This is a genomic window from Bacillus pfraonensis, from assembly GCF_050768835.1.
Classification (GTDB): Bacteria; Bacillota; Bacilli; order Bacillales; family Bacillaceae_G; genus Bacillus_A; species Bacillus_A pfraonensis.
On record NZ_JAHCDO010000014.1, the window covers coordinates 1 to 23,488 of the forward strand.

A 23,488-nucleotide genomic window follows, 5' to 3' on the forward strand; every position below is an offset into this window, starting at 1 on the left:
CCCCAAGCTAACTTTCCAAAAAATGATTGTGCTCGCACAAATGATTTATAGCTCCAGTACGCAATTCCTGCTCCAATTGCGAATCCTACAATACCAGCAAGACTACCAAGAGCAATTAAAGCCAAAATACCGGCTGCGATAAACACTAGAAATTGTTTCATCTTGTGCTTGCCTCCCTTCGATTTGATACTCTTATCTTAACTATTTTTTTGATTTCCCATAACGAGCTTAAGAACCGTTTTCCAATCAGACTTAAGACCTATTTCAGGTTAGACCTCATTAAGATGTGTGTAAACCAAAACAGAAATTCAGACTGTTCGTTTTATACAACATTTAAAAACAGAGGATTAAAAGCACAGACAAGCTGGTTCCGATAAAATATCGAAAGCAGCTTGTTTGTGTTTGTTTTTTTATTAAAATATCTATTTTATAAAGCATATTTCTTTCACTTATATTTTCTGATTTTACTTTGATGCCCCCTCTTTCTTTCGCTCCAAAAACGCAATTCTTTCAATGACAACTTCTGTTTTATACACCCTCTTCCCCTGTTCATTATCATAGTTACTCGTATGAATACGACCTGTAATCCCAACTAACGAACCTTTCTGGCAATACTCTGATACATTTTCAGCCGATTTTCTCCAGACGACGCAGTAAATATAGTCAGCTTGCTGCTCCCCTAAACTATTTCGGAATCCTCTATTTACCGCAACACATATACGTGCATAGGCAATCCCTTGCTTTGTGTAGTATAGTTCTGGATCTTTCGTCAATCTTCCAATTAATACAACTCGATTCATCATATTTATACCACCTCACATTTTTCCTTTATTGTAGAAAAAAATAGAAGTTAGGTAAAAACTGTAAAATATTGTATTTCTAAAAGAAAATAAGCACTTTGAATCTAATAAAATAAAAAAAGAAATTCTGCATGTTTCAATCATGCAGAATTTCTTAAAATGTTTACATTTCATTATTTCACTTATACCTCAGTGCAAGATATGTAATATCCTCCGCGAGCCATCCGTATGTCAACTTGATACAGTGTATTTTCTAAATAAAAAGTAATCGGTTTTACTTTACTTTCAAATTCTAGTTTTTCCTTAGATTCAGCAGCATATGTTTCAATAGCCTTACAAATGATTTCAGTAGATGGATAAATCAATGCGGCGTCTAATTCAATAAAAAAGCTCTTTCCTAATAGTTTTTTTAGTAGACTTTTCTTTTCTTGTATCATAACCTCTTCCCTCCTGCTATTTCATAATTTTCACCACTCTCATCATCCATATTATACCACCGAAAACAAACTCTTCCTGAATTACAAACAGCATTTACTTTAAATCTAAAAAACAAAAAATCCTGCATGTTTCAAACATGCAGGATTTCTTTCAATTAGTCGTTTTTCGTAAAGTAAGAAACAAAACGAAGAATTTCTAAGTACAGCCACACTAATGTCATCATTAGTCCCATTGCACTGTACCACTCCATATATTTTGGAGCGCCACTACGTGCACCATTTTCGATTAAATCAAAGTCTAGTAGTAAATTTAATGCAGCTACTACAATAACAACTGCACTAATAATGATACCAATTGTTCCGCCTTGATGAATATACGGAACAGTAACACCAAACATGTTTAATAGGAAAACCATTAAGTACATAATCAAAATTCCAAACGTTGCAGCCATTACACCTGTGCGGAATTTATCTGTTACTTTTACAACACGAGTCGCATATAACACTAACATCGCAAATAAAATTGAAATTGTTAGTAATACAGCATTTAAAATAATAGAATCCTCAAAGCGAATTGCATATACTGCTGAAATACTTCCTAAAACAATCCCTTCAACCGCTGCGTAAATAGGTGCAGTAATAGGTGCCATTTTTGGGAAGAACATAGACGCAAATGCGATGATTGCAGCCACAATTAATGCCCCAATTAAAACTGGCATTTGCATTTTCCCATTATACATCTGTATGTATGAATAGACAGACGTTGCAAGAAGCAAGACAAGCATAATAAATGTTTTACCTACCGCTCCGCCAATTGTCATTGCAGATGCACTTGCTCCTTCTTTACGAAATGCCTCTTTCTTCAACATTGGATTAGATGTTCTCATTTTTTCCCTCCTAAAATAGGTTCTACCAATAGTGTAAAGTTTTTCTCTTTACATTTCAATATATGCAGCTTGTTTTTATTTTAAACCTTCAACGATGTCAGATAGTTCGCTCCAGCGTTCCATCGCTTTTTCTAGCTCTTCTTCCGTTTGCTCTTGCGCTTCTGAAAGTTCTTGTGCCTTTGTAAAGTCAGAACCTACATTCGCAAGTTCTTCCCCAATTGCTTCAAGCTTTTCTTCAAGCGTCGCAATCGTATCTTCAATCGTTTCCCATTCACGTTGTTCATGATAAGAAAGCTTACGTTTGCGTTGTTGCTTCGGAGCTTCTTCTACTTTCTTTTCTTTCTGTACTTCTACTTTTTCTAATAGTTCTTGAGTCTTTTGTATATCTAAGTAATCACTATAGCTTCCTAGGAATTCACGAATTTCGCCACCACCAGTAAAGATAAACAGTTCATCTACCACTTTATCTAAGAAATAGCGATCATGTGATACAGTCAGAACAACACCTGGGAAATCTTCCAAATAATCTTCTAGTACTGTTAACGTTTGTGTATCTAGATCGTTGGTCGGCTCATCTAATAGTAGTACATTTGGCTCTCCCATTAAAAGACGTAATAAATACAGACGTCTTCTTTCACCACCAGATAGTTTACCTAGCGGTGTTCCATGTGAATGCGGTGGGAATAAGAAACGCTCAAGCATTTGGGATACTCCAATAACTTTACCATCCGTTGTATGAATGACTTCTGCAATTTCTTTAATATATTCAATCATACGTTGATTTAAGTTCATCTCTTCATTTTCTTGCGTATAATAAGCCACTTTCACAGTTTGTCCAACTTCAATTTCACCACTGTCAGGTGATAATTTGCCTGCAAGCATATTTAATAAAGATGATTTCCCGCTACCATTAGCCCCAATAATACCAATTCGATCTCCTGGTTTCACGATATGATTAAAATTATGTAATACCGTTTTATCACCAAATTTCTTCGTTACATCTTTTAACTCAAGCACTTTCTTTCCTAAGCGGCTCCCGCTGAGTGAAATATCCACAGACTGCTTCGCTGCTGGACCTTCTTGTTCTTTTAACTCTTCAAAGCGCTGAATACGCGCTTTTTGTTTTGTCGAACGAGCTTTCGCACCACGGCGAATCCAAGCAAGTTCACGACGATATAAGTTTTGACGTTTTGATTCTTGTGCTAATTCTTGTTCTTCACGAAGTGCCTTTGCTTCTAAAAATGTACTATAGTTTCCTTCATAACTGTACAACTTACCGCCATCTAGCTCAAAAATACGATTGGTAACACGGTCTAAGAAATAACGATCATGCGTTACAAGTAAAACTGCTCCTGTATAACGCGCTAAGTACTCTTCTAGCCATTCTACCGTTTCATGATCAAGATGGTTCGTTGGCTCATCTAATATTAATAAATCCGGTGTTTCAATAAAGCACTGCGCCATTGCGATACGTTTCTTTTGTCCACCAGATAAATTTCCAACAGTTGCTGTGAAATCTGTAATACCTAACTTCGTTAAAAGTGATTTGGCATTCGCATTTGCTTCCCATGCATTCATCGCGTCCATACGTTGCTGCACTGCAAATAAGTGCTCTTGTACTTTTTCATTACTTGGGTCTTGTTCTATGTTTAGCAACGCTTGTTCGTATTCACAAAGAAGGCGAATTAGCGGCGTATCGCCGTGGAATACTTGCTCAAGTACTGTCAAATTTTCATTAAAATCCGGTTGTTGTGATAAATAGCTAATTGTATAACCACGCGTATGCGTCATATCACCTGTATCAGGAATCTCTACCCCTGCAATAATTTTTAATAATGTAGATTTCCCTGTACCGTTCACACCAATAATCCCTGCACGTTGTCCCTCTGCAATACTAAATGATAATCCGTCGAATAATGGTTTATCTCCATACGATTTTGATATGTTTTCTACTGTTAGCATTTTCATATTTGTGCATTCCACTCTTTCATAAATTGTTCGATAAACTCTTCCATGTAGCGATGACGAACTTCAGCCTCTTTTTTTGCAGCCTCTGTATTCATTAAATCTTTCAACTTCAAAAGTTTTTCATAGAAATGATTTAATGATGGGTCATTATTTTTTCGATACTCTTCTTTCGTCATTACTTCACGCGGGGGAATATTTGGATCATACATTAAACGACCTTTTGCACCGCCGTAAGCAAACGTACGAGCAATCCCAATTGCCCCAAGTGCATCTAATCGATCCGCATCTTGAACAACCTTACCTTCCAAAGTGTCTACATTACCACCATGTCCACCTTTATATGACATATTCATAATAATATGAAGGATATGTTCTTTTTCTTCTTCAGCAACACCCAATCCTTCTAACCAATCAGAAACTTTTTTCATACCAGCTTCTTCACTTTCATTTAATTTCTCATCCGCTACATCGTGAAGTAAAGCTGCCATCTCAATTACAAAACGATTCCCACCTTCTTGTTCAGACAAAACAATCGCTAATTTATGTACACGTTCAATATGGTACCAATCATGTCCACTTGCATCCTTTTCTAAAATGTTTTTTACAAAGCCGACTGTTTTTTGTATTTGTTCTTGTTTTTTCATTTATCTTCACCCAATTTCTTATTGTAACACGCCTACATTTTTTCATCACATATTTTCTTGTCCGCCCATACGCTATGTTGTATGCACAATCATGAAGGATCTGAAGGAGGAAATAAAATGTTCTATAACAATCAACATCCTTACCCGCAGCAACCATACTATCCTCAAAATCAAGAACAACAATTTCGAGAGCCGCAGCTTGAAGACCAAGAACCACAGCAACAGGAATTTGAACATCAACAAAATTCACACTTGGCACCAAACACACAAGAAGCTCAATACCAGCAAAATCCATACTTAACAGAGCAAGTTCAGCAATTCCAAGAAACTCAATATCAACAGGAGCCACACAGCGCTCAACAATTTCAAGAAACACGATATCAACAGAGTCCACACGTCGCTCAACAATTTCAAGAAACTCAATACCAGCAGGACTCATACACAGCTCAACAATTTCAAGAACCCCAATATCAGCAGAATCCATACGCAGCTCAACATTTTCCATATCAACAACCACAAATGTATCAACCATTCCAGGCCCCGCGTGTTTCACCACCGGCACCAACATTAGATCCAACTCAGCCACAAATCTTACCACCAGCTCCATTTGATCCGGCGCAAATACAAATCTTGCCTCCAGGTCCTACTACAGCTATTCCCACTGAGCCAACACAACAACAAATCCAACAAGTGGTTGGAACACAATTTTTATCTTTAAAGAAACCTGTATTGGACTTCGTAAAACCATGGGTAGAGTACGGAATGAATGAAGCAAAACATACCTCTCACAAACATGCTATGACAGAGGTCGCTGCGATTATGTTTTTAGTTGGAAAAGGATTTAATCCGACAATTGCTCATTATATTGTAGAGTCTTGGGAGAAAAATGAGCAGTTTTAAGGTTATTTGTTTTGTAAAATATAAAAGTGCCACCTCCTTATAAAATAAGTGAGGTGACATTTTTAAAATTCAATTTGTTTACATAATAATATTATGTTTATTTAGTAGATAGATGAAGATTTACTTCATCTATCTACTATCCTACCTCACACTACTCGCATCTTGGAACACCTAATGCTAAAAATAAAGCTGCTAAGTTTGCTGTGATTGGTATTTTTAACGTGATAACATCATCTACTTTTGTTACTAAAAAGAATGCTCCGTTTTCTTCTAAAATACACGTCACCAACAATTGTAAGTCCATTAGAACCCTCCTTTCAGACGAGTTACTATTAATCTATGAATTTCTTACAAAAAAGTAATAGTAATTAAATCTATTTTTCCTTATATAAAGAAATTTAATTAAAAGCCCATCAAAAAGAAATAAAATTTTCTTATTCCCTCTAGAAATCATGTAATTTCTAATTTATTCCTATATAATTAATAGAGAGTAATCTTGCGAATGGAGGTATTAAAATGGCAGTTTTAGGTAGTATAGGTGGGTCTTTATTCATAATCGCTTTCATTCTACTAATTCTATGTATCATTGCATTCTTTAGGAGAAATGGAGAGGCAATGAACTACGGCAGACCTTCTGTTATTTGTTTTATGATTTCAATTTTATCAATAGCAACTGCTGCTGACACAACTAAACATCCAATTGTTAACTTTTTTGCTAATCTAAGTTTCATTTTATGTATCTTTTTCCTCACTCTCGCAATACTATCTGTTATTAAGAAAACAGGTGTAGCAAAAATACAATTTATAATTGCGGCTGTTTTATTTGTAGCTTTTGAAGGTTTAACAAGTATCGCAAAACCTCCCCATGAAAACACATCAGCAATAACTGCTGTAAAAGAAGAACAGCAGACTATACAACAAATACAACCTACAAACGTTAACGACTAAACATATATTCTATACGAACGATGCAGAAGTAAAAAATGCAGCTATATAATGTACAACATGGATATATATGAACGCTAGTATACATAAAAAAGAAGCTCATATTCGAGCTTCTTTTTTTACAATACCTTTTCAATCTCCTTCCCTAACTCTTCCGGCTTCGTCTGCGGCGCAAAACGATCAATCACTTTCCCATCACGCCCTATTAAAAATTTCGTAAAGTTCCACTTCACTGCCTTCATGCCAAGTATGCCCGGAGCCTGATCTGTCATATATGTATAGAGTGGATGCGCGTCATCACCTTTTACATCAACTTTCGCGAACATCGGAAAAGATACACCGTAATTTAGTTCACAAAAACTTGTAATCTCCTCTTCTGTACCTGGTTCTTGTCCTCCAAATTGATTACACGGGAAACCTAAGATTTCAAATCCTTGCTCTTTATACTTTTCATAAATACCTTGCAATCCTTTATATTGCGGTGTAAATCCACACTTACTTGCGACATTTACAATAAGAAGAACTTTACCTTCATACTCTCGCAATGATTTTTCTTCCCCGTTAATCGTTTTTGCAGAAAAATTATATACTGTCATATATATCAGCCCCTCTCTATCATTTCTTACTTATTCTCATCATATATGTATTTAACTTTCCCGTCTAATGAGAGCGCTTTATTTCCGTTCGAAAATTCGACACAAACTACTAGACATTTCTCTTGGAAAGTTTTACAATTAAATTGTGAACAAAATGTGACAGTTTACCTTCTAAATTGTGACATTTTCAATTCCATTATAATGAATAAAGGATGGTGTTGATAATGAAAACTGCACAACGTGAAATGCTTTCAAATCGCGAGTTTTATTTCGTACTATACATGATGTTATTATTTGTTGTCGGTTGGTTTATGGATGTAAATGGGCTATTTTTAAGCAAGTATTTTACACTTGCAGGAATGATTTCTCTCCCACTAGTTGGCGGAATTGTCGGATTTTTTATTATGTCAATTAGCAAAGAACAAAGTAAATAACAACATTACATAAGGGCAGAAAACGATTTTTCGTTTTCTGCCTTTTATTTTATAATAAAAGAATATAAAGACTATAAGGAGTGATTCATATGAAAAAGATAGAACAATTATCCTCTCAGTTATATATCATTGATGATTACGATTTACAACATAACGAGCGTACAGGTACATACGTATTACTAGGTGATGATATTACTTTAATCGAAACGTGCGCAGCCCCTTCTCTTCCGTACATTCTAAACGGCTTACATCAATTACGTATCGACTTAGCAGATGTTAAAAATATTATTGTTACACATGTTCATCTTGATCATGCTGGTAGCGCTGGTTTAATGATGGAAAAGTGCCCAAATGCTACTCTATTCGTCCATTCACGTGGCGCACGTCATATGATTGATCCTACAAAATTAATCCAAGGTGCCAAAGCTGTATATGGCGATGCTTTTGATGAACTCTTCAGTCCAATCCTTCCTATTCCAGAAAAACGCGTCCATATTGTACAAGATGGTGATGTACTACAAATTTCAAAAAATCGGACGCTCACATTTTATGATACACCAGGACATGCAAAACACCATATTAGCATCCATGACTCTTTAACAAATGGCATTTTCACAGGTGACACAATTGGTATTTATTATCGAGAACTAGTTGAACTTGGCGTTGAACTATATTTACCCACCACATCTCCATCACAGTTTCAACCAGATGCGATGATGGCGGCAAAAGATCGCATCCGAAGTATGAAAGTTGACTCCATCTATTTTGGACATTACGGTGCATCTTCCCATGTTTCTGAAGTGTATAAACAGCTTGAGTATTGGCTACCTATCTTTGTTGAGACTGGAAAACAAGTATTTGAAAAAAATCAGGATTTTGAAACGGCAAGTCATGAACTATATGTTTTGCTGCTTGAAAAGGTATCCTTACACCTTTCACAGCAAGACGTACCAGCAACTCATTCTATTTACGATGTGATAAAACTAGATATGGAAATCAGTGCGATGGGAATTATTGATTATCTTACAAAGCAAGAAAAGGCTAAAACGACTACTAACTAAGTGAAAAAACACCCGAGGATATCATGCTCTATTTCAAGCATATATCCTCTTTCTTTGAATATATTTTTTGAATAATACACATATACAAAAAGGAGGGAAACGATGAAAGAAATAATCAAATACTTATGTTTCACTTTATTCATTGTTATATTGCTATTTACAGGAGGGAAAATTCAATTCTATTTAGATCAACAAGCTGAGCTATCCTTTCATATATATCCTCGAATATTTTTCTTTGTATTTTTCCCCTTTTTCATTGGTGGTGTACTGCGCTTCTGCCAGCTTATTCATAACAAGAAAAATCAACATGTATGGAAATTTCAACTAGATAAATTTATAGGCCTTGTCCTTCCTTCAATATTGATTGGTTTTTCACCTATGTTATACTTTTCACCCCTCGGACACTTCTTTCCTTACTTAGCTACTATCATTCTTCTAAATACAACATTTTCTGTAATAATAAACATAATAGCTGGTTACTCCTTCTTAGATTGTTTCTTGAACTACCCCACTTAACAATCTAACAAACTGTTTGAAGTGGGGGATTCCTACGAACACCAAAGTATCCCTCGGCTTTATGAGTAGGCAATCCCCGTAGTCCCTACGGTTAGAAGCCTTAAGGCCTCTTTTCTTAAATTTTGTCCTGCGTTGACATCTCTATCATGATGCATACCACAAGAAAGACACTTCCATTCACGCAATTTCAGATCTTTCACGCCTTTGTTTTTGTTGCCACAATGCGAACAAAGTTGAGAGCTGGCGAATGTTTTTGCTACCACAACGACTTGTTTCCCATACCACTCTGCCTTATACGCAAGCATCGCTCTGAATTGTGACCAAGATACTTCTTGAATTGCTTTCGCTAGCTTTTGATTCTATAACATATTGGATACTTGCAAATCTTCTATCCCAATCACATCGTGGTTTTTGATGATCATAGTAGAAAGTTTTTGCAAGTAATCGGTTCTTGCATTTGTGATTCGTTCATGAATACGAGCCACTTTAATTCGCTGTTTATGCCAGTTCGCTCCACCTTTTGTACGGCGAGACAAAATACGTTGGGCATGAGCGAGCTTCTTCTCTAATACCCGAAACCATTTCGGATTGCCAAATACCTCTCCAGTTGAAAGAATCGCAAAGTTTTTCACACCAACAGCGGAGCCTGTCTTTGGCAATTCTTGCACTTCTACTTCGGCAAGAATCGAGACAAAATATGTTCCACTTGGATTCCTTCTGACAGTAGCGCTCAAAATACGTCCTTCTACCTCACGACTTTTGGCAAACGTAACAAGGCCTAGTTTCGGTAACTTTATTTTATTACCTATAATTGCGATGTTCCCATTCGTATGCTTCGTTGTATATGATTGAACTTTATGCTTTTTCGATTTAAACCGAGGTGCTTTGTTTTGTTTGTTGAAGAATCGTGAATACGAGCCAGCGAGGTTATGAAGAGAAGATTGCAAGTCGTGCTGTCCACTTCTTTTAGCCATACAAATTCTTTTTTGAGAGCAGGTAATTGTGAAGAACAGGTGCCATAGGTTAATCCTTTTCCTGTTTCTTTATATCTATCATTCCATTTTGCCAAAAAGTAATTGAATACAAAACGAGAGCAACCAATTGTTTTCGCAATACGTATTTTTTGTTCTGCGCTAGGGTAGATCCGGAACTTATACGCTTTATGGACGAGCACCACGTTCCACCTCACTTCCTATTTTGGTTTTTCTACATACTTTTTTCACGATATGTATGAGAACGATATCATAATATATTCAAAAAATACTTCTCTCGTATATCATTTCTTCTTTTTTGTCGAAATTCCTCTGTCATCCTTCAAAAATGTATACATATTGAAAGACTTTTATGATGAAACAATTCCTTTCATTGGACCATGGCCTACCCATTCATTAAGGTGGGAGTTTTCTGTCGGGAAATGATAAAAAAAGAAAGCTAACATGATACGAGCCTCCCTCCCCTATCTTCTGTATGTATATCTGTGAGAGTCTCACATTTAGCAAGCAATGCAAAAGAGCCAAACGATCAATTTTTAAATGTATTTGACTACGTCGGTTATTTATTAGTGCGCTTCTCCTTCTGAGAGTAGCTATACATGCGATGAAAAAATTTAAGTAATAACGAAAGAAGAACCCTGTGATTAAACAACGGCTCTTCTTTTCATACTCTTAATTTATTTGTTGAACCTTTCCATTTACATACTCCATAAACCGATCCGCTTGTACAAATTCCTCTTTATACGCTTCGGGAACTTCTTCCACCGTTACATGTCCGCTTGATTTAATTTTCACCTGCACTTTCTCATAGGTCATTAATGCATCTATATACTGTTCATACTCTTTAGAAGTTAATACTTCTTTACTAGATTTATCCCCATTCAATTTATCAAAATACGGCTGAAGTACCATCACTATCTTTTTCATTTCCTCTTTTTTCGCCGGTGATAATTGATCATAATCAATATTACCGTTAGAATCTCCATATGTAAGCTTTGCATTTGTAAGTTTTTTCAAATGCTTTGTAAATTCTTCATATTCCTTTTCACCAATTTCTCCTTTTGCTTGTGATAGTTTAGCATCTAATCGCAAATACCCTTGCAATGTGGCGTTTGCTGCATGTTTCTTCAAATTATCAAACGATCCATAAATACCATCAGCCATAATAGATTGATACGCAAAACCAGTGGTTGGAATTAATAGTGCTGCTGCTAGTACTCCTGTGATAAGACGCTTTTTCATCGTTTTCCCTCCGCGCTTTACTTTTATTTGAATCATTACTTTTTCTTTCAACTCAGGTGGCGGTATAATTCCCTTTGCTTCTTGTATAGATTCCCTTACCCGATACTCTAAACTCACTTCGCATCCCCTACCTCTCCTAAAAAGATTTCTTCTACTTGCTCTTTTTGACGTAATTTCTTTAGCGCCGCATGAATTCGTGATTTAACCGTTCCAACCAGAATATGTAAAATATTCGCTACTTCTTCTTGTGAATAATCGTGTAAATACCGCAAGATAATGACTTGTTTCAATTTGTAAGGTAATTTATGAATGAGAGCGATAAGCTTTTGATTCGAAATCTTGTCCACAACATCATTAGAAAAAGCAAATTCAATCGGTTTTCTCTGTTCTTCAGCTTTCTTGACAATACGTAAACGCATCCATCTTCTTCTCCGATATGAGTGAATTTGTCTGATTGCGAGCCCTATTAACCACGGCCGAAAAGGTTTTTCTCGATTATATTTACTAAGTGATTGATATAACTGTATGTATATTTCCTGGACTACATCATCTACATCTGTTTTTTCCTCTATCAAAAAATGTGCTGTCTTATAAACATCTTGAATTGTCTTATCATACAATTCACTGTATGCATCTTGATTTCCTGATAGAGTTAATTGGATGAGATGATGATAGTCTTTTTCCTGATCCATTCATTGTCCCTCCTTTGTCTTACACTATATATTGGCAAGTAAAAAACATTCCGTTCGATTTTTTAACATATTTTTTATATAAATTGATTTAAACTCAATTACTTCATAACGTTAGCTTATAATCCACCATAACAATTATATAATTTTCCATTTTATGATCAGTGCTTAAAATTAAATGTACAATCTATTTTAAGGGGGATATATGATGAAGGCTATTGTCGTAACTGAATTTGGTGGTCCAGAAACAATGAAGTATAGAGAAATAGATATGCCCACTATTACAGAAAAACAAGTGTTGATCCGTGTTATCGCAACAAGCGTCAATTTTGCCGATATTAAATCTCGCTATGGAAAAAAAGGAAATCGCAAACTACCATTTATCCCTGATATAGATGCGGCAGGACTTGTAGAACAAGTCGGTTCGGATGTAAAAAACATCCGCGTAGGACAGCACGTAATCGCTTTTCCTCTTAATGGATCATATGCTGAATATGTTGTTGCAAATGAAAACCTTACGTTTGTGTTACCTGATGAAGTTGACTTCACGACCGCCGCTGCTTGTCCTATTGTATCTTTTACAAGTTACAATTTGCTTGCAAATGTAGCAAGATTACAGCAAAATGAAACGGTTTTGATTCATGCAGCAGCTGGTGGAATTGGTACAACTGCAATTCAATTGGCTAAGCTATTGGGTGCTAAGAAGGTTATTGGAACAGTCGGAACAGAAGCAAAAAGAAAAATTGCTTTAGAGGCTGGTGCTGACCACGTAATCTGTTATCAAAATGAAGATTTTGTAGAGAAAGTAAATGAATTTACTAATAGAGAAGGCGCAAATGTCATATTAGATTCCATTTCCGGTGCAGTATCAGAAAAAAGCTTAGAATGTCTCGCTTACTATGGCCGTCTTGTTCACTTTGGGAATGCCAGTGGCGAAATTGGCACATTCCAGACAAAAGATTTACATGCAAGTTGCCGTTCCATTCTTGGCTTTAGTTTTGGAACAACTCGTAAGGAGCGTCCTCACTTGCTCCGTCATACCGCCGATCAAGTGTTTCAATATTTACGGGATGGCCGCCTCCTGCAAATTAAAGTCGGTAAACGTTTTCCATTGCAAGATGCAGGGAAAGCACATGAGTGGGTCGAAAGTAGAAAAAGTACGGGGAAAATCATTTTGGATATGAAATAGAGGTGTTATATATGGGATCACGAATTATGCACTTAATTATTGCTGATGGTATTGCAGAGAAATTATCCATTCAAGATCGAACATCTTTCCTACTCGGTGGAGTCGCTCCTGATGCAGTTTATTCAAAAGTCGAAAAAGAAAAGTCCCATTTCTACGCTGGTACTACAAAAAACTATACGAGAAGAATCGATTATGATGCATTTCTTCATAAATATGAATCATTTATAGACTCCCCTTTTATTTTAGGTTATTACACACACCTTATCGCTGATGATAATTGGTTGAACGGATTTTTTCTTCCTTGGCTCAAACATAGAATCGAGCATGACAAAACAATGTTATCCCTATATCATAACGATTTTAAATTGTTGAATGCAAAACTATTACATCATTACGATAAAGAGCAGCAATTTCTTTCTTTTCTTAATCAAAAAGCAAACATACCAAAGATCGAGGAAGTGACTGAAGAAAACGTTCTAGCTTTTTAAAAATTTATTTTCGATGATATGTTGTATCCGGAGCAAGATTTACATGCAGACTTACAAGTGTTTACATTTAATCAAATCGTCGGTTATATAGAAACTGCTATTGAGAAAGGCTTCTTCTTTTTAAAAACTACTAGTGAACTACACACCACTTAACACTCTTACGGGTTGCTTGGAGTGGGTGCTTCTTGAAAATTAGATACTTCACGTTTAAAAGAGCCGAAAGGTTCTTTTAAACGTGAAGTTATTTTATCAATGAATTAATGACGCTCTCAAATTATTAACCCCATTTTCCAAATAGCCTTTTAAACAAGTTAACACATATACCCAGCCCTCTTTTTGTCCTAGCATTTTGTTTACGATTTCCGGGTCATCTTCTTTCAAACCTGATTCATTTACCTCAATCATTGTACTCGTATAATCCAATTCACTCAATGTAATTGTAACAACGGTTTCTTCATCATATCCTCCCCATGAGAATACGATTTTTTTATTTTTCTCAATTTCTAATACACGTATTACAACTTCTGCATTATATTCATCATATCTCCATGTAATCGTCTTGCCTTGTTCCAGTCTTTCAGTTCCGGATGAAAACCAATAATTAGACATTTTTTCAGGATCTACTATAGTTTCAAACACCTCACTAGCCGATTTGAATATTTTAAATTTCGTAATCACTTGCGTATCCATACTACATCAACCCTCTTTCGATATATTTAATAGCTCTTTCCATTATAGAACGAACGTTCCTGTCATTCAAATATCAACATCGTTATTTGACATAGCTTTTTATATTACATACAAAAACAATAAAAAGACGTGACTGCTTTATACATGCCGACACGCCTTTTTACTCTTATTATTCCAATATAAATGGAAGCTTCACATTATCTAGGCTTCTTCTTCCCAGTGAATGCTGGTTTCTTTTTCTTTGGTGCTTTCGGTTTCGATTCTACAAATGTTCCTTTAAACATTTCTTGCTTCTTAAACACAATGCCTAGTTTCTTCGCAAATTGAAGTAATTTGCGCTCTTCTTGCGGTGTAACTAGAGAAACGACCGTCCCCTCTTTCCCCATACGTCCTGTACGACCTGAACGGTGAATATATTGATCTACTGTGTCTGGTAATTCTAAATGAATTACGTGCGTTAAATCATCGATATCTAATCCACGCGCTGCAATATCAGTTGCAAGTAGAATTTCTAATTTCCCTTGACGGAATGCTCTCATCGTCGCTTCACGTTCTTGTTTGCTTGCTTCCGCATGAAGAGCCGCAGCTTTCATTTTACGGAATTTCAGCTTCTCAGTAATTTCATCTAGGCGGAACGGATCATTTAAAAAGGCAACTGCTTTTACATTCCCCATATGCATAATTCTTCTAATGTAATCATTTTTTTCACGACGTTCACAAACGATATACGTATGCTCAACTAAACTTTTTGTTTCCGCACGTTTCACGCAAATGAATTGCGGTTCTACCGCAAAATCACGTGCTACTTCTTCAGCATCTTTCGTCATTGTTGCAGAGAAGAATACTAATTGACGATCGCGCATTGTTGATTTGATTACATCAAAGACTGATTCCATCATCTTTTGTTTTACAATTTGATCAAACTCGTCAAATACAATTGTTTTCACTTCATGCATTTTTAACTTTTTCATACGAATTAATTCTAAAATACGTCCTGGTGAACCAACAATTACCTTCGGATGTTTCTTCAATTTTTCCACTTGGCGCTTAATATCCGCACCACCAATTAAAGACGCACCTGAGATATCAGTTCCAGCTGTAAACTTTTGAACTTCTTCATGAATTTGCATAACAAGTTCACGTGTTGGTGCTAGGATTACAATTTGTGGTTGTTTCACTTCAGGATTAATTTTATGTAAAAGTGGTAATAAGTACGCTAATGTTTTTCCTGTTCCAGTTGGAGATTCAGCTATAACGTCTTGTCCTTCTAAAATGGTTGGAATTGCTTGCTTTTGAATTTCAGTAAACTCTTTAAAACCAGCCTTCTCCCAAGCTTGTTGTAAAAATGGTTGCATATCTTTTATCATTTGTTTTTCTCCTTTATCTCTATTTTTGAAGAAAATGTTGTATTGCTCGCACCGTTTCTATCATGTGAGAAATAACAGCTATTAAATCATCAACATGGTCTTCTGTAATCGCTTTTTGAAATAGAACTTCTACCTTATTATGATATGAAATCGCTTGCTTATTATATTCGTATGAAATTTGTTGCGTAATCATTCGCTCTTTTCCCCAGATAGATTGTAACAATTCTTCAATTTCTTTACAGTCTTCTTCCGGGTGCTGTAAGGAAAATGTAAACCCTAATTTCATTTCACACCCTGGTATAAACTGGGGTACTTCCAATATCTCACCCGATAAATTCTTCGCATCTACAGATAATGAAAATATCGCTTCTACTAGCGTTTCAAACGGTTCATTTAATTGAAATGAAATATTGTATATACGACTTAGCGAGGCAAGGTCCATCATATCTTTTCGATCCGTTACAAGAATATCGCCATGTAAGTCAAAATCATAGACAGCCCCTTCAACGATCACTTTTAAGTTGTCAAAAGCAGTTGGATCAAACATAATTTCCTCCAAAAAACAGGCGCCTTTCGATGGAAAGGCGCCACTTGATGTATATATAGTTTACAGATAAACGAGATGAATTACAACCTTTTAAAATAACCCTACTGCTTTTCCATCTTCATTTACGTCCATTTGAAGTGCAGCTGGTTGTTTTGGCAGACCTGGCATTGTTAACATTGTTCCCGTTAACGCTACAATAAACCCTGCACCGATAGATGGTTTCAGTTCACGAATTGTAACAATAAAGTCAGATGGTCGACCTAATTTTGTCGCATCATCAGAAAGAGAATATTGTGTTTTTGCCATACATACTGGGAGGTTACTCCAACCTTCTCCTGCAAATTGAGTCAATTGCTTACGTGCTTTCGGAGCAAATTCAATGTCTTTTGCGCCATATACCTTTTGAGCAATTGTACGGATTTTTTCTTCTAATGGCAATTCTAATTCATAAAGTGGTGCGTATTTATTGTCACCTTTTTCAATTACTTTTAATACTTTCTCAGCAAGATCCACACCGCCTTGGCCACCTTTTTCCCAAACTTCTGTTAAGGATACTTCGTAGCCACGATCATTACACCATTCTTGTAAGTATGCAACTTCTGCATCTGTATCTGTAATGAATTTGTTAATGGCGATTACGAATGGAACACCGAACGCTTGAATTGTTTCAACGTGCTTTTGTAAGTTTTCCATTCCTTTTGCTAACGCATCTACATTTTCTTCTTTTAACTGATCTTTCGCTACGCCTCCGTGCATTTTAAGCGCACGAATTGTCGCAACGATAACGACTGCTTCTGGTTTAATACCAGCTGCACGCGCTTTAATATCTAAAAATTTCTCGGCACCTAAGTCTGCGCCGAAACCAGCTTCTGTAATCACATAGTCACCTAATTTTGCTGCCATTGTTGTAGCAATAACACTGTTACAACCGTGAGCGATATTAGCGAATGGTCCGCCATGAATGATTGCTGGTGTATTTTCTAATGTTTGTACTAAGTTTGGTTTTAACGCATCTTTTAATAGAAGTGTTAACGCTCCTTCTACACCTAAATCTTTAACTGTTACAGGCTCATTGTCCATATTATAAGCAACGACAATGCGAGATAAACGCATCTTTAAATCTTGAATATCTGTCGCAAGGCAGAATACAGCCATAATTTCAGACGCTACTGTAATATCAAAACCGTCTTCACGCGGTACACCTTGAACTGGTCCGCCAAGACCAATTACTACATTACGCAGTGCGCGATCATTTAAATCAACACAACGCTTCCATACGATTTTTCTTGTATCAATCTTCAGTACATTTCCTTGTTGAATATGGTTATCGATAAACGCTGCTAACGCGTTATTTGCAGTTGTAATGGCATGAAGGTCACCAGTAAAGTGAAGGTTGATGTCTTCCATTGGTACAACTTGTGAATAGCCTCCACCTGCTGCACCGCCTTTTAGTCCCATTGTTGGTCCAAGAGATGGTTCACGAAGTGCAATAACTGCTTTTTTACCAATTTTATTAAAAGCTTGACCTAAACCAACTGTTACTGTTGATTTACCTTCTCCTGCTGGAGTCGGGTTAATCGCTGTTACTAAAACAACTTTTCCGTCCTTTTCAGTTTGTAAGCGCTTAAAAATATCAAGAGATAATTTTCCTTTATAATGACCATAAGGCTCTAGTTCTTCTTCTAAAATGTTTAACTCCGCTGCAATCTCTTGAATTTTCTTCATACTTGCTTCTTGTGCAATTTCAATATCGGATTTAACTGTTGTAGTAGTTGTCATATACCCTAGTCCCCCTTTAATTGGTTCTGCTGATATTGTATCAGTTTTTTGTATTTTCTGCACTTATTTCCCTCCTAAATTTTGCACATTTCTTCAGGCATTATTTTTTCAGCATAAATACCCACAAAAATGTTAGTGCTTGTTGCAGTTCTACTGATAATTGTCCAAGCATTTTTTCATTTACCCCTCGTTTATATACTCCTATACCATCTACGATGTGAAATCCTTGTTCCTCTGCAAGCTGTTCAAATTCCCAAGGCATCATTGTATTACAAACAACATCTTTTCCATATAAACGAGGATAGCTATTTTCACGCGGTTTGGCTGTTGGTCCTAAAATAGCAATGCACGCATATCCATCAGGTCTCAAAACACGCTTTATCTCCTGTAACGCCTGTAATGGCTGTTCTGTCCATTCTAGCGAGTTCACTGCCAATACTGCTGGAAATTGCTCATTTTCAAAAGGCAATAAAGAAAGATCTCCCTTTACAAATGACAAATTAGGCCCTTCTCCGCGTTCCTTTCCTTTTTGAATCATTTGCTCAGATAAATCCACACCGCACGCTTTATATCCTGCGAGACTTAATTTATATGTACCATATCCATCACCGCAACCAACATCTAGAACTGCCACACCATTGTCTACATACTTTTCAAAAAATGGGATGATCGTACTACGACTTCCATGATCCCACATTTCCCCGCTATTTTGATTCCAAGATTCCGCATTATCATCCCACTTTTTTTCTGCGGATTTATGCCAATTAAACTTTGTCATGTTTCTCCCTACTTTCACTCGTTTTCATTCATTCCATTCTACATCATTTTCCTATATTCCTGTTTATTCTCGTGGAGAGATGGATAAGATAGCAACAGACTTATGCATTCTCCAAATTTTGCTTTACTTGGATATAACTCATACTCATGTTCTCTTCTTTATGAAAGATAATAAAGATACACCCAATTGAAAGAGAGAGATGTACATGCCTAAAAAGCGAACACATCATTTTAAAAGTGGTGAAAAAAACGAAGAATATGCAGCTGAAATCACGCCAGGACATCTTCCGGTTAAACATAGACGTAAAGAAATTGCACATGAAATAGAAGGTACAAACACTGGTACACTTATCGGTTATGTAGCACTATTTCTTTCTTTATTCTCAATTGCCTTTTATCCAGTCACCCTCGGTTCCCTTTCCATCTTAATTGGCTTATTGGCTGTTAATTTTGGAGCAAAAACACTTGGATATACAGCTATTGGATTTGGTAGTTTTTCTGTTTTATTTACGTTATTGTATCCACTTGCTTTATCAGCATTATAAAACACACCAAGTATTACTTGGTGTGTTCACTCATGATACAACATAATATGTCCGCATCCGCAGCAATGTTTGGCTGTAATTTCTTGAAACACTGGATAGTTTTCTTCATCCCGTTGTTCAATGAATACCTTTTCAAAACGATACATATTTGGGGCGTATGCCCAGTCTTGTTTCGTACGTGCATATAATGTAGATGAAAAGAATTCCTCTCCGCCACAAACTACACATATTTTTTTCATTCTTATCCCTCCTATGCTTGTCTTACTTCATCTATATGAACATACGCATAAAAAAAAGACCTTCTATCATTAGAAAGTCTTTTCCTTAACAAAAAGAAATGTACCAAACATACCTACTCCGCTATACTCTTTCTTTTTACCAGCTTCTGTTTCAAAAGTTTGTTTCACTGTTATAAAAAATACACCGTTTCGTGTATCCGTACTTACAAACTTCATTTTTTGTTCTTTCTCATCTACATTTTGTGTACATTCAAAGCTATCTTGATTACAAATCAATGCATGCTTGTCCTCTAAATAAGACCTGAAATCAGCTTCTTTCGGACAAGTTAAAAGTAGTACTGCAACAAGAATAATGCTCACAATACCTACTGCTGTATAATATTTCTTCATTTTTTCTCCTTTCAAAAAACAAGAAAACTTGACCTAAATCGTCAAGTTCTCTTAGTCGACAACCCATTGCCACTCTTGTTCTTTCTTATCAAAAATAAGCCAGCCCGTCTCGGTTGCAGCTTCTTTTAATTCCTCTACGTTGTCTAGTACTTCATCCGTACTTTCATACGAACCAACTACATATACAGGAATCTCTAAACCTCTTCTTGATTCAATTTTCCCTGCCAAATCAATGTACAGACCATCTTCCATTAATGGAACAAGCCCAAGAATCACTTCTTTTGAAATTGCTGGGAATATTTTTGATTTTTGAAAGAAAGAAAATCGTTTTTTTCCAAATGAACCGAGTTTGTACGGAATTACTTTGCTAAGCATTCCTACAAAATCAGCAATTCTACGGTAATACACTTTGTTGTACCAGCCGTCATCATGTGAAAAGTAGACAAATCTATTTTTCAATAATGGGAAAAACGCTCTCCCAAGTGGTTCTTTTTTGTGAGCCAAATATAACAATTCTGCAATTTCCTTTGGCTCTAATTCATCTAAATCGCTTGCATCATCAAAATCCACCCAACAAAATTCATCAAATTCATCAATCTCTGCTTTCATTAATTTATGTATGTTTTCTTCTTCAACATATTCGAATAAAGTATGATAGTGAAAATCAGTCCACTCAAAATTATGTTTTAAAAGCAATACTTGATGAAGCGGTGAAGGGATATTACTTGCAAACTCTTCAAATGTAATTCCAGATGTAATAAAACAATGACCCCGACGATTACCATTAATATATATCATATTCTTTACTTGGTCAGATCCTCCAGACAAAGCACCTAGCCACCTTCGTTTTATATGTTTCAATTCTATAGCATATTTTAACATGAAAAATTTTAGAAACATAGAAAAAACTTCAAAAACTATTTACAATTTCATGAGTTTTATTACATACTGATTACAAGAAAAAAAGCCTGTTAAAAAACAGGCTTTTTTACGCGATTTCATCTGGATTTTGCGGGGGATGGGTTTCATTCTGCTTTGCATTTTTTTGAAAAATAGATTGAATCTTATCAATCGTTTGTGGAGCTAACTCAATCACTTTTTCAGCTAGGTGCGTTGCATTTTGTAAATGAAGAATATTCACTCCGTCTTTATTTACTACAAGAAAAGCTACTGGCGTAATTGAAACACCACCTGCACTACCACCGCCAAATGCTGGATTGCCTTGCGCTTTCAGACCATCATTTGTTTGAAAATCCGATCCTCCTGCTCCAAATCCAAACGCTACTTTGGAAACAGTTAACACTACACCACCGTCAGCCGTTTGAACAGGCTCTCCAACAATCGTATTTACATCGACCATTTCCTTTAAATTTTCCATTGCTGCTTTCATTAATCCTTGAATTGGATGATCCACCGTTCATAACCTCCTTTGTCATATCTTTCCTAGTTTTTCCGAAACCTTGTGAACTAAACATAAAATTTTATATTGATTTCAAAAACAATAAGTAATAATATTTAGAAAAAACAAAATAAAGAAGGGGATATTAATGATACGAAAATTAACAAAGGATGATCATGAACAAGTACTGACATTTTTATCCGAGGAAGCAGCCATTAACCTATTCATAATCGGCGATATAGAAGCCTTTGGTTACGATGCAGATTTTCAAGAGTTATGGGGGCAATTTGAAGAGAATGGAGCGTTACAATCCGTATTACTGCGCTTTCATGATTCATTTATTCCATATGGAAAAGATGATTTTTCAATTACTGACTATAAGGTAATTCTTTCACCTCACAAGCCACTGAAAATCTCTGGTAAATCAGACATTGTAGAAAAAATTGAAGATATACATGGTATATATCTGGGCACAAAAAATAAAATGTACTTTTGCGAATGTAAAGATGATACTGCACTACCAACAACAAAGCTTCATACAACAATTCAACTAGCAACCATAGATGATGTTAAGCGAATTATGAAACTTCGAAATAACATTGAAGAATTCCCTCACACAGAACAATCAGAAAAAATTTTAAGGCAATCACTTGAAACAAATACAGGACGTACGTACTACATTGAAAAGAAAGGAGAAATCGTTGCTTCCGCTTCCACATCAGCTGAAAATTCCTTATCTGGAATGGTCGTTGGAGTATGTACGCATCCAGATTATCGCGGCAAAGGATATGCTTCGCTCATCTTACAAAAAATGATTCAGGATTTTACTCAAGAAGGAAGAACACTTTGCTTATTTTATAACAATCCAGCTGCCGGACGGATTTATAAGTGGTTAGGATTTAAGGATATTGGGACGTGGACGATGTATCGGTGATGAAATATCATCTACCTCTACAAGAAATTGAGATGGGGGCTCCTGTTTTGCTAGGGCACTAACAGTTCCCCTCGATACAGTTCCGTCTTTAACTTTTAATTTCATTAAAACCATAAATATCTTTCGCTACTAATTGTAATTTTCCTTCGTCGGAAGATGGATTATAACGCTCCATAATTAACCTTAACTCTTTTCTAATTATTTAGTACTATTGAATTGATTTTTATATTCTAGATATTTTTTTGCATTTCGAGTATTTTCTTCTTTATTATCAAACCCTACTAATATTTGTTGAATATGTGTTACCATCTTTCCCTGGTCATTCTTTTTCTCGTAATCCACGGATATCTTTAATTCATCTATTTCCATAGGTTTTTCTTTTAAATCCTTAGCCCGGTTAAAATAAATAACAATTGAAGCTGTACCAAATTTATCATATTGTAAATGTAATTTATCATTAATAATTTGTTGAAACTGCGATTCTGTTAAACTGTACGAAATTCTACTCGGTTCATCAAATCCTTGTCTATCATCTTCTGGATTCAATTTTCCAATTCCTTGTAAACGATCTATAATGAATTTAACCGGTAAAACATCAAGATTTTGATTTGTGCTTTGTACTTGTCCATTCTTATACATGAAATTCGTCCTATATACTTCGTCTTTTTTATCATCACCTTTATGCGTTTTATTAGCATTCTCTATTACCTCTGTTGTAGTTTGCTTTGTAGTACCGTATATATTTCTTTCTTTCAAAAAGTATATTCCATCTGTTGATTGATATAGCCTTTTAGTATGAGTGCCATCCCCTTCTTCCTCCATAACAGATTGTATACTTTGTTCTTCTACATGCGCATACCCATCATCACTCGCAGACATGACCGTTTTCATATCTCCTTCATCTAAGGCCTTTACCAATCTTTCATACTCTATTTTTGTTTCCCCCATACCGCATCCACCAAGGATTACAACTAAAGTCAACATCTTAATTGTTAATTTCATTAACTTTCTCATTTTATCCCCCATGTAATAT

27 protein-coding genes and 3 pseudogenes are annotated in these 23,488 nt (G+C 35.9%); 9 read left to right on the plus strand and 21 right to left on the minus strand.

From position 1 onward, the window contains the following. The 6 genes from KFD70_RS14545 to KFD70_RS14570 all read right to left on the minus strand — a co-directional run. Positions 1-161 (minus strand): lmo0954 family membrane protein (locus KFD70_RS14545; RefSeq protein ID WP_489618140.1); only part of this gene is annotated, 161 nt, incomplete at its 3' end. Positions 162-464: 303 nt separating this feature from the next. Beyond that, the gene (locus tag KFD70_RS14550) at positions 465-803 is read right to left on the minus strand and encodes a single-stranded DNA-binding protein (protein WP_336453623.1); all 339 of its coding nucleotides are present in this window, start codon (positions 801-803) and stop codon (positions 465-467) included. A gap of 179 nt (positions 804-982) precedes the next feature. Then, positions 983-1,237 (minus strand): DUF4318 domain-containing protein, encoded by a 255-nt coding sequence (locus tag KFD70_RS14555; protein ID WP_336453624.1) that lies wholly within the window; start codon positions 1,235-1,237, stop codon positions 983-985. A gap of 155 nt (positions 1,238-1,392) precedes the next feature. Next, positions 1,393-2,124 (minus strand): Bax inhibitor-1/YccA family protein, encoded by a 732-nt coding sequence (locus tag KFD70_RS14560; RefSeq protein WP_336453625.1) that lies wholly within the window; start codon positions 2,122-2,124, stop codon positions 1,393-1,395. 75 nt (positions 2,125-2,199) lie between these two features. Continuing rightward, positions 2,200-4,092, minus strand: a complete 1,893-nt coding sequence (locus KFD70_RS14565) for an ABC-F family ATP-binding cassette domain-containing protein (protein ID WP_431613212.1) — start codon at positions 4,090-4,092, stop codon at positions 2,200-2,202. Then, complete coding sequence (locus KFD70_RS14570) at positions 4,089-4,736, minus strand: HD domain-containing protein (RefSeq protein ID WP_336453627.1); 648 nt, start codon at positions 4,734-4,736, stop codon at positions 4,089-4,091. Before KFD70_RS14570 ends, KFD70_RS14565 begins: the two co-directional genes overlap by 4 nt. 117 nt (positions 4,737-4,853) lie before the next feature. Here KFD70_RS14570 and KFD70_RS14575 point away from each other — a divergent pair, with 117 nt between their 5' ends. Next, a complete protein-coding gene (locus KFD70_RS14575) occupies positions 4,854-5,636 on the plus strand; it encodes a hypothetical protein (RefSeq protein WP_336453628.1) in 783 nt (260 codons plus the stop codon). Between the two features lie 151 nt (positions 5,637-5,787). Here KFD70_RS14575 and KFD70_RS14580 read toward each other — a convergent pair whose 3' ends face one another. Continuing rightward, on the minus strand, positions 5,788-5,940 hold the full coding sequence (locus tag KFD70_RS14580; protein WP_336453629.1) for an exosporium protein G: 153 nt from the start codon (positions 5,938-5,940) through the stop codon (positions 5,788-5,790). A gap of 212 nt (positions 5,941-6,152) precedes the next feature. Between KFD70_RS14580 and KFD70_RS14585 the strand changes: the two are divergent. Next, a pseudogene (locus KFD70_RS14585) lies at positions 6,153-6,518 on the plus strand (excalibur calcium-binding domain-containing protein); the annotation flags it as partial. Between the two features lie 182 nt (positions 6,519-6,700). On the opposite strand, the gene KFD70_RS14590 reads toward KFD70_RS14585, so the two are convergent. Beyond that, positions 6,701-7,177 (minus strand): glutathione peroxidase, encoded by a 477-nt coding sequence (locus tag KFD70_RS14590; RefSeq protein WP_336453630.1) that lies wholly within the window; start codon positions 7,175-7,177, stop codon positions 6,701-6,703. 224 nt (positions 7,178-7,401) lie between these two features. On the opposite strand from KFD70_RS14590, the gene KFD70_RS14595 reads away from it, so the two are divergent. From KFD70_RS14595 to KFD70_RS14605, 3 genes are all read left to right on the plus strand, one after another. Continuing rightward, complete coding sequence (locus KFD70_RS14595) at positions 7,402-7,611, plus strand: DUF3925 family protein (protein WP_336453631.1); 210 nt, start codon at positions 7,402-7,404, stop codon at positions 7,609-7,611. 89 nt (positions 7,612-7,700) lie between these two features. After that, on the plus strand, positions 7,701-8,672 hold the full coding sequence (locus tag KFD70_RS14600) for an MBL fold metallo-hydrolase (protein ID WP_336453632.1): 972 nt from the start codon (positions 7,701-7,703) through the stop codon (positions 8,670-8,672). Between the two features lie 102 nt (positions 8,673-8,774). Next, positions 8,775-9,188, plus strand: a complete 414-nt coding sequence (locus KFD70_RS14605) for a hypothetical protein (RefSeq protein WP_336453633.1) — start codon at positions 8,775-8,777, stop codon at positions 9,186-9,188. Positions 9,189-9,247: 59 nt separating this feature from the next. Here the strand turns inward: KFD70_RS14605 and tnpB are convergent. From tnpB to KFD70_RS14620, 3 genes and pseudogenes are all read right to left on the minus strand, one after another. Beyond that, positions 9,248-10,362 (minus strand): annotated as a pseudogene (gene tnpB / locus KFD70_RS14610) (IS200/IS605 family element RNA-guided endonuclease TnpB). 490 nt (positions 10,363-10,852) lie between these two features. Then, positions 10,853-11,539 carry a DUF3600 domain-containing protein gene (locus tag KFD70_RS14615; RefSeq protein WP_336453634.1) on the minus strand — a complete coding sequence of 229 codons (687 nt, stop codon included), beginning with the start codon at positions 11,537-11,539 and terminating at the stop codon, positions 10,853-10,855. Next, positions 11,536-12,114, minus strand: coding sequence for a sigma-70 family RNA polymerase sigma factor (locus KFD70_RS14620; protein WP_336453635.1), 579 nt, complete (start codon positions 12,112-12,114; stop codon positions 11,536-11,538). Before KFD70_RS14620 ends, KFD70_RS14615 begins: the two co-directional genes overlap by 4 nt. A 205-nt stretch (positions 12,115-12,319) precedes the next feature. Here KFD70_RS14620 and KFD70_RS14625 point away from each other — a divergent pair, with 205 nt between their 5' ends. Next, complete coding sequence (locus KFD70_RS14625) at positions 12,320-13,300, plus strand: quinone oxidoreductase family protein (RefSeq protein ID WP_336453636.1); 981 nt, start codon at positions 12,320-12,322, stop codon at positions 13,298-13,300. Between the two features lie 11 nt (positions 13,301-13,311). Further along, positions 13,312-13,941: pseudogene (locus tag KFD70_RS14630) on the plus strand (hydrolase). 96 nt (positions 13,942-14,037) lie between these two features. On the opposite strand, the gene KFD70_RS14635 reads toward KFD70_RS14630, so the two are convergent. The 5 genes from KFD70_RS14635 to KFD70_RS14655 form a co-directional block, all read right to left on the minus strand. Further along, positions 14,038-14,478, minus strand: a complete 441-nt coding sequence (locus KFD70_RS14635; protein WP_336453637.1) for an SRPBCC family protein — start codon at positions 14,476-14,478, stop codon at positions 14,038-14,040. 197 nt (positions 14,479-14,675) lie between these two features. Beyond that, positions 14,676-15,845, minus strand: a complete 1,170-nt coding sequence (locus KFD70_RS14640) for a DEAD/DEAH box helicase (RefSeq protein ID WP_336453638.1) — start codon at positions 15,843-15,845, stop codon at positions 14,676-14,678. A 19-nt stretch (positions 15,846-15,864) separates the two neighbouring features. Beyond that, on the minus strand, positions 15,865-16,392 hold the full coding sequence (locus tag KFD70_RS14645) for a hypothetical protein (protein ID WP_336453639.1): 528 nt from the start codon (positions 16,390-16,392) through the stop codon (positions 15,865-15,867). A 90-nt stretch (positions 16,393-16,482) separates the two neighbouring features. Continuing rightward, positions 16,483-18,171 carry a formate--tetrahydrofolate ligase gene (locus KFD70_RS14650; protein WP_431613235.1) on the minus strand — a complete coding sequence of 563 codons (1,689 nt, stop codon included), beginning with the start codon at positions 18,169-18,171 and terminating at the stop codon, positions 16,483-16,485. 100 nt (positions 18,172-18,271) lie between these two features. Then, entirely contained in the window at positions 18,272-18,949 is a 678-nt protein-coding gene (locus KFD70_RS14655; protein WP_431613213.1) for a class I SAM-dependent methyltransferase, read from the minus strand. A 205-nt stretch (positions 18,950-19,154) separates the two neighbouring features. Between KFD70_RS14655 and KFD70_RS14660 the strand changes: the two genes are divergently transcribed. Next, complete coding sequence (locus KFD70_RS14660; protein ID WP_336453641.1) at positions 19,155-19,493, plus strand: permease; 339 nt, start codon at positions 19,155-19,157, stop codon at positions 19,491-19,493. A 26-nt stretch (positions 19,494-19,519) separates the two neighbouring features. On the opposite strand, the gene KFD70_RS14665 is transcribed toward KFD70_RS14660, so the two are convergent. The 4 genes from KFD70_RS14665 to ytfJ form a co-directional block, all read right to left on the minus strand. Continuing rightward, positions 19,520-19,732, minus strand: coding sequence for a hypothetical protein (locus tag KFD70_RS14665; protein WP_018783022.1), 213 nt, complete (start codon positions 19,730-19,732; stop codon positions 19,520-19,522). Positions 19,733-19,801: 69 nt separating this feature from the next. Then, entirely contained in the window at positions 19,802-20,122 is a 321-nt protein-coding gene (locus KFD70_RS14670; protein ID WP_336453642.1) for a hypothetical protein, read from the minus strand. A gap of 51 nt (positions 20,123-20,173) precedes the next feature. Further along, positions 20,174-20,950, minus strand: a complete 777-nt coding sequence (locus tag KFD70_RS14675) for an oxalate:formate antiporter (protein WP_174102119.1) — start codon at positions 20,948-20,950, stop codon at positions 20,174-20,176. Positions 20,951-21,110: 160 nt separating this feature from the next. Next, positions 21,111-21,536 carry a GerW family sporulation protein gene (ytfJ, locus tag KFD70_RS14680; protein ID WP_336453643.1) on the minus strand — a complete coding sequence of 142 codons (426 nt, stop codon included), beginning with the start codon at positions 21,534-21,536 and terminating at the stop codon, positions 21,111-21,113. Between the two features lie 133 nt (positions 21,537-21,669). Here ytfJ and KFD70_RS14685 point away from each other — a divergent pair, with 133 nt between their 5' ends. Further along, complete coding sequence (locus tag KFD70_RS14685; protein ID WP_336453644.1) at positions 21,670-22,455, plus strand: GNAT family N-acetyltransferase; 786 nt, start codon at positions 21,670-21,672, stop codon at positions 22,453-22,455. 198 nt (positions 22,456-22,653) lie between these two features. Here KFD70_RS14685 and KFD70_RS14690 read toward each other — a convergent pair whose 3' ends face one another. After that, positions 22,654-23,457 carry a DUF3952 domain-containing protein gene (locus tag KFD70_RS14690; protein ID WP_431613214.1) on the minus strand — a complete coding sequence of 268 codons (804 nt, stop codon included), beginning with the start codon at positions 23,455-23,457 and terminating at the stop codon, positions 22,654-22,656. Between the last annotated feature and the right edge of the window lie 31 nt (positions 23,458-23,488).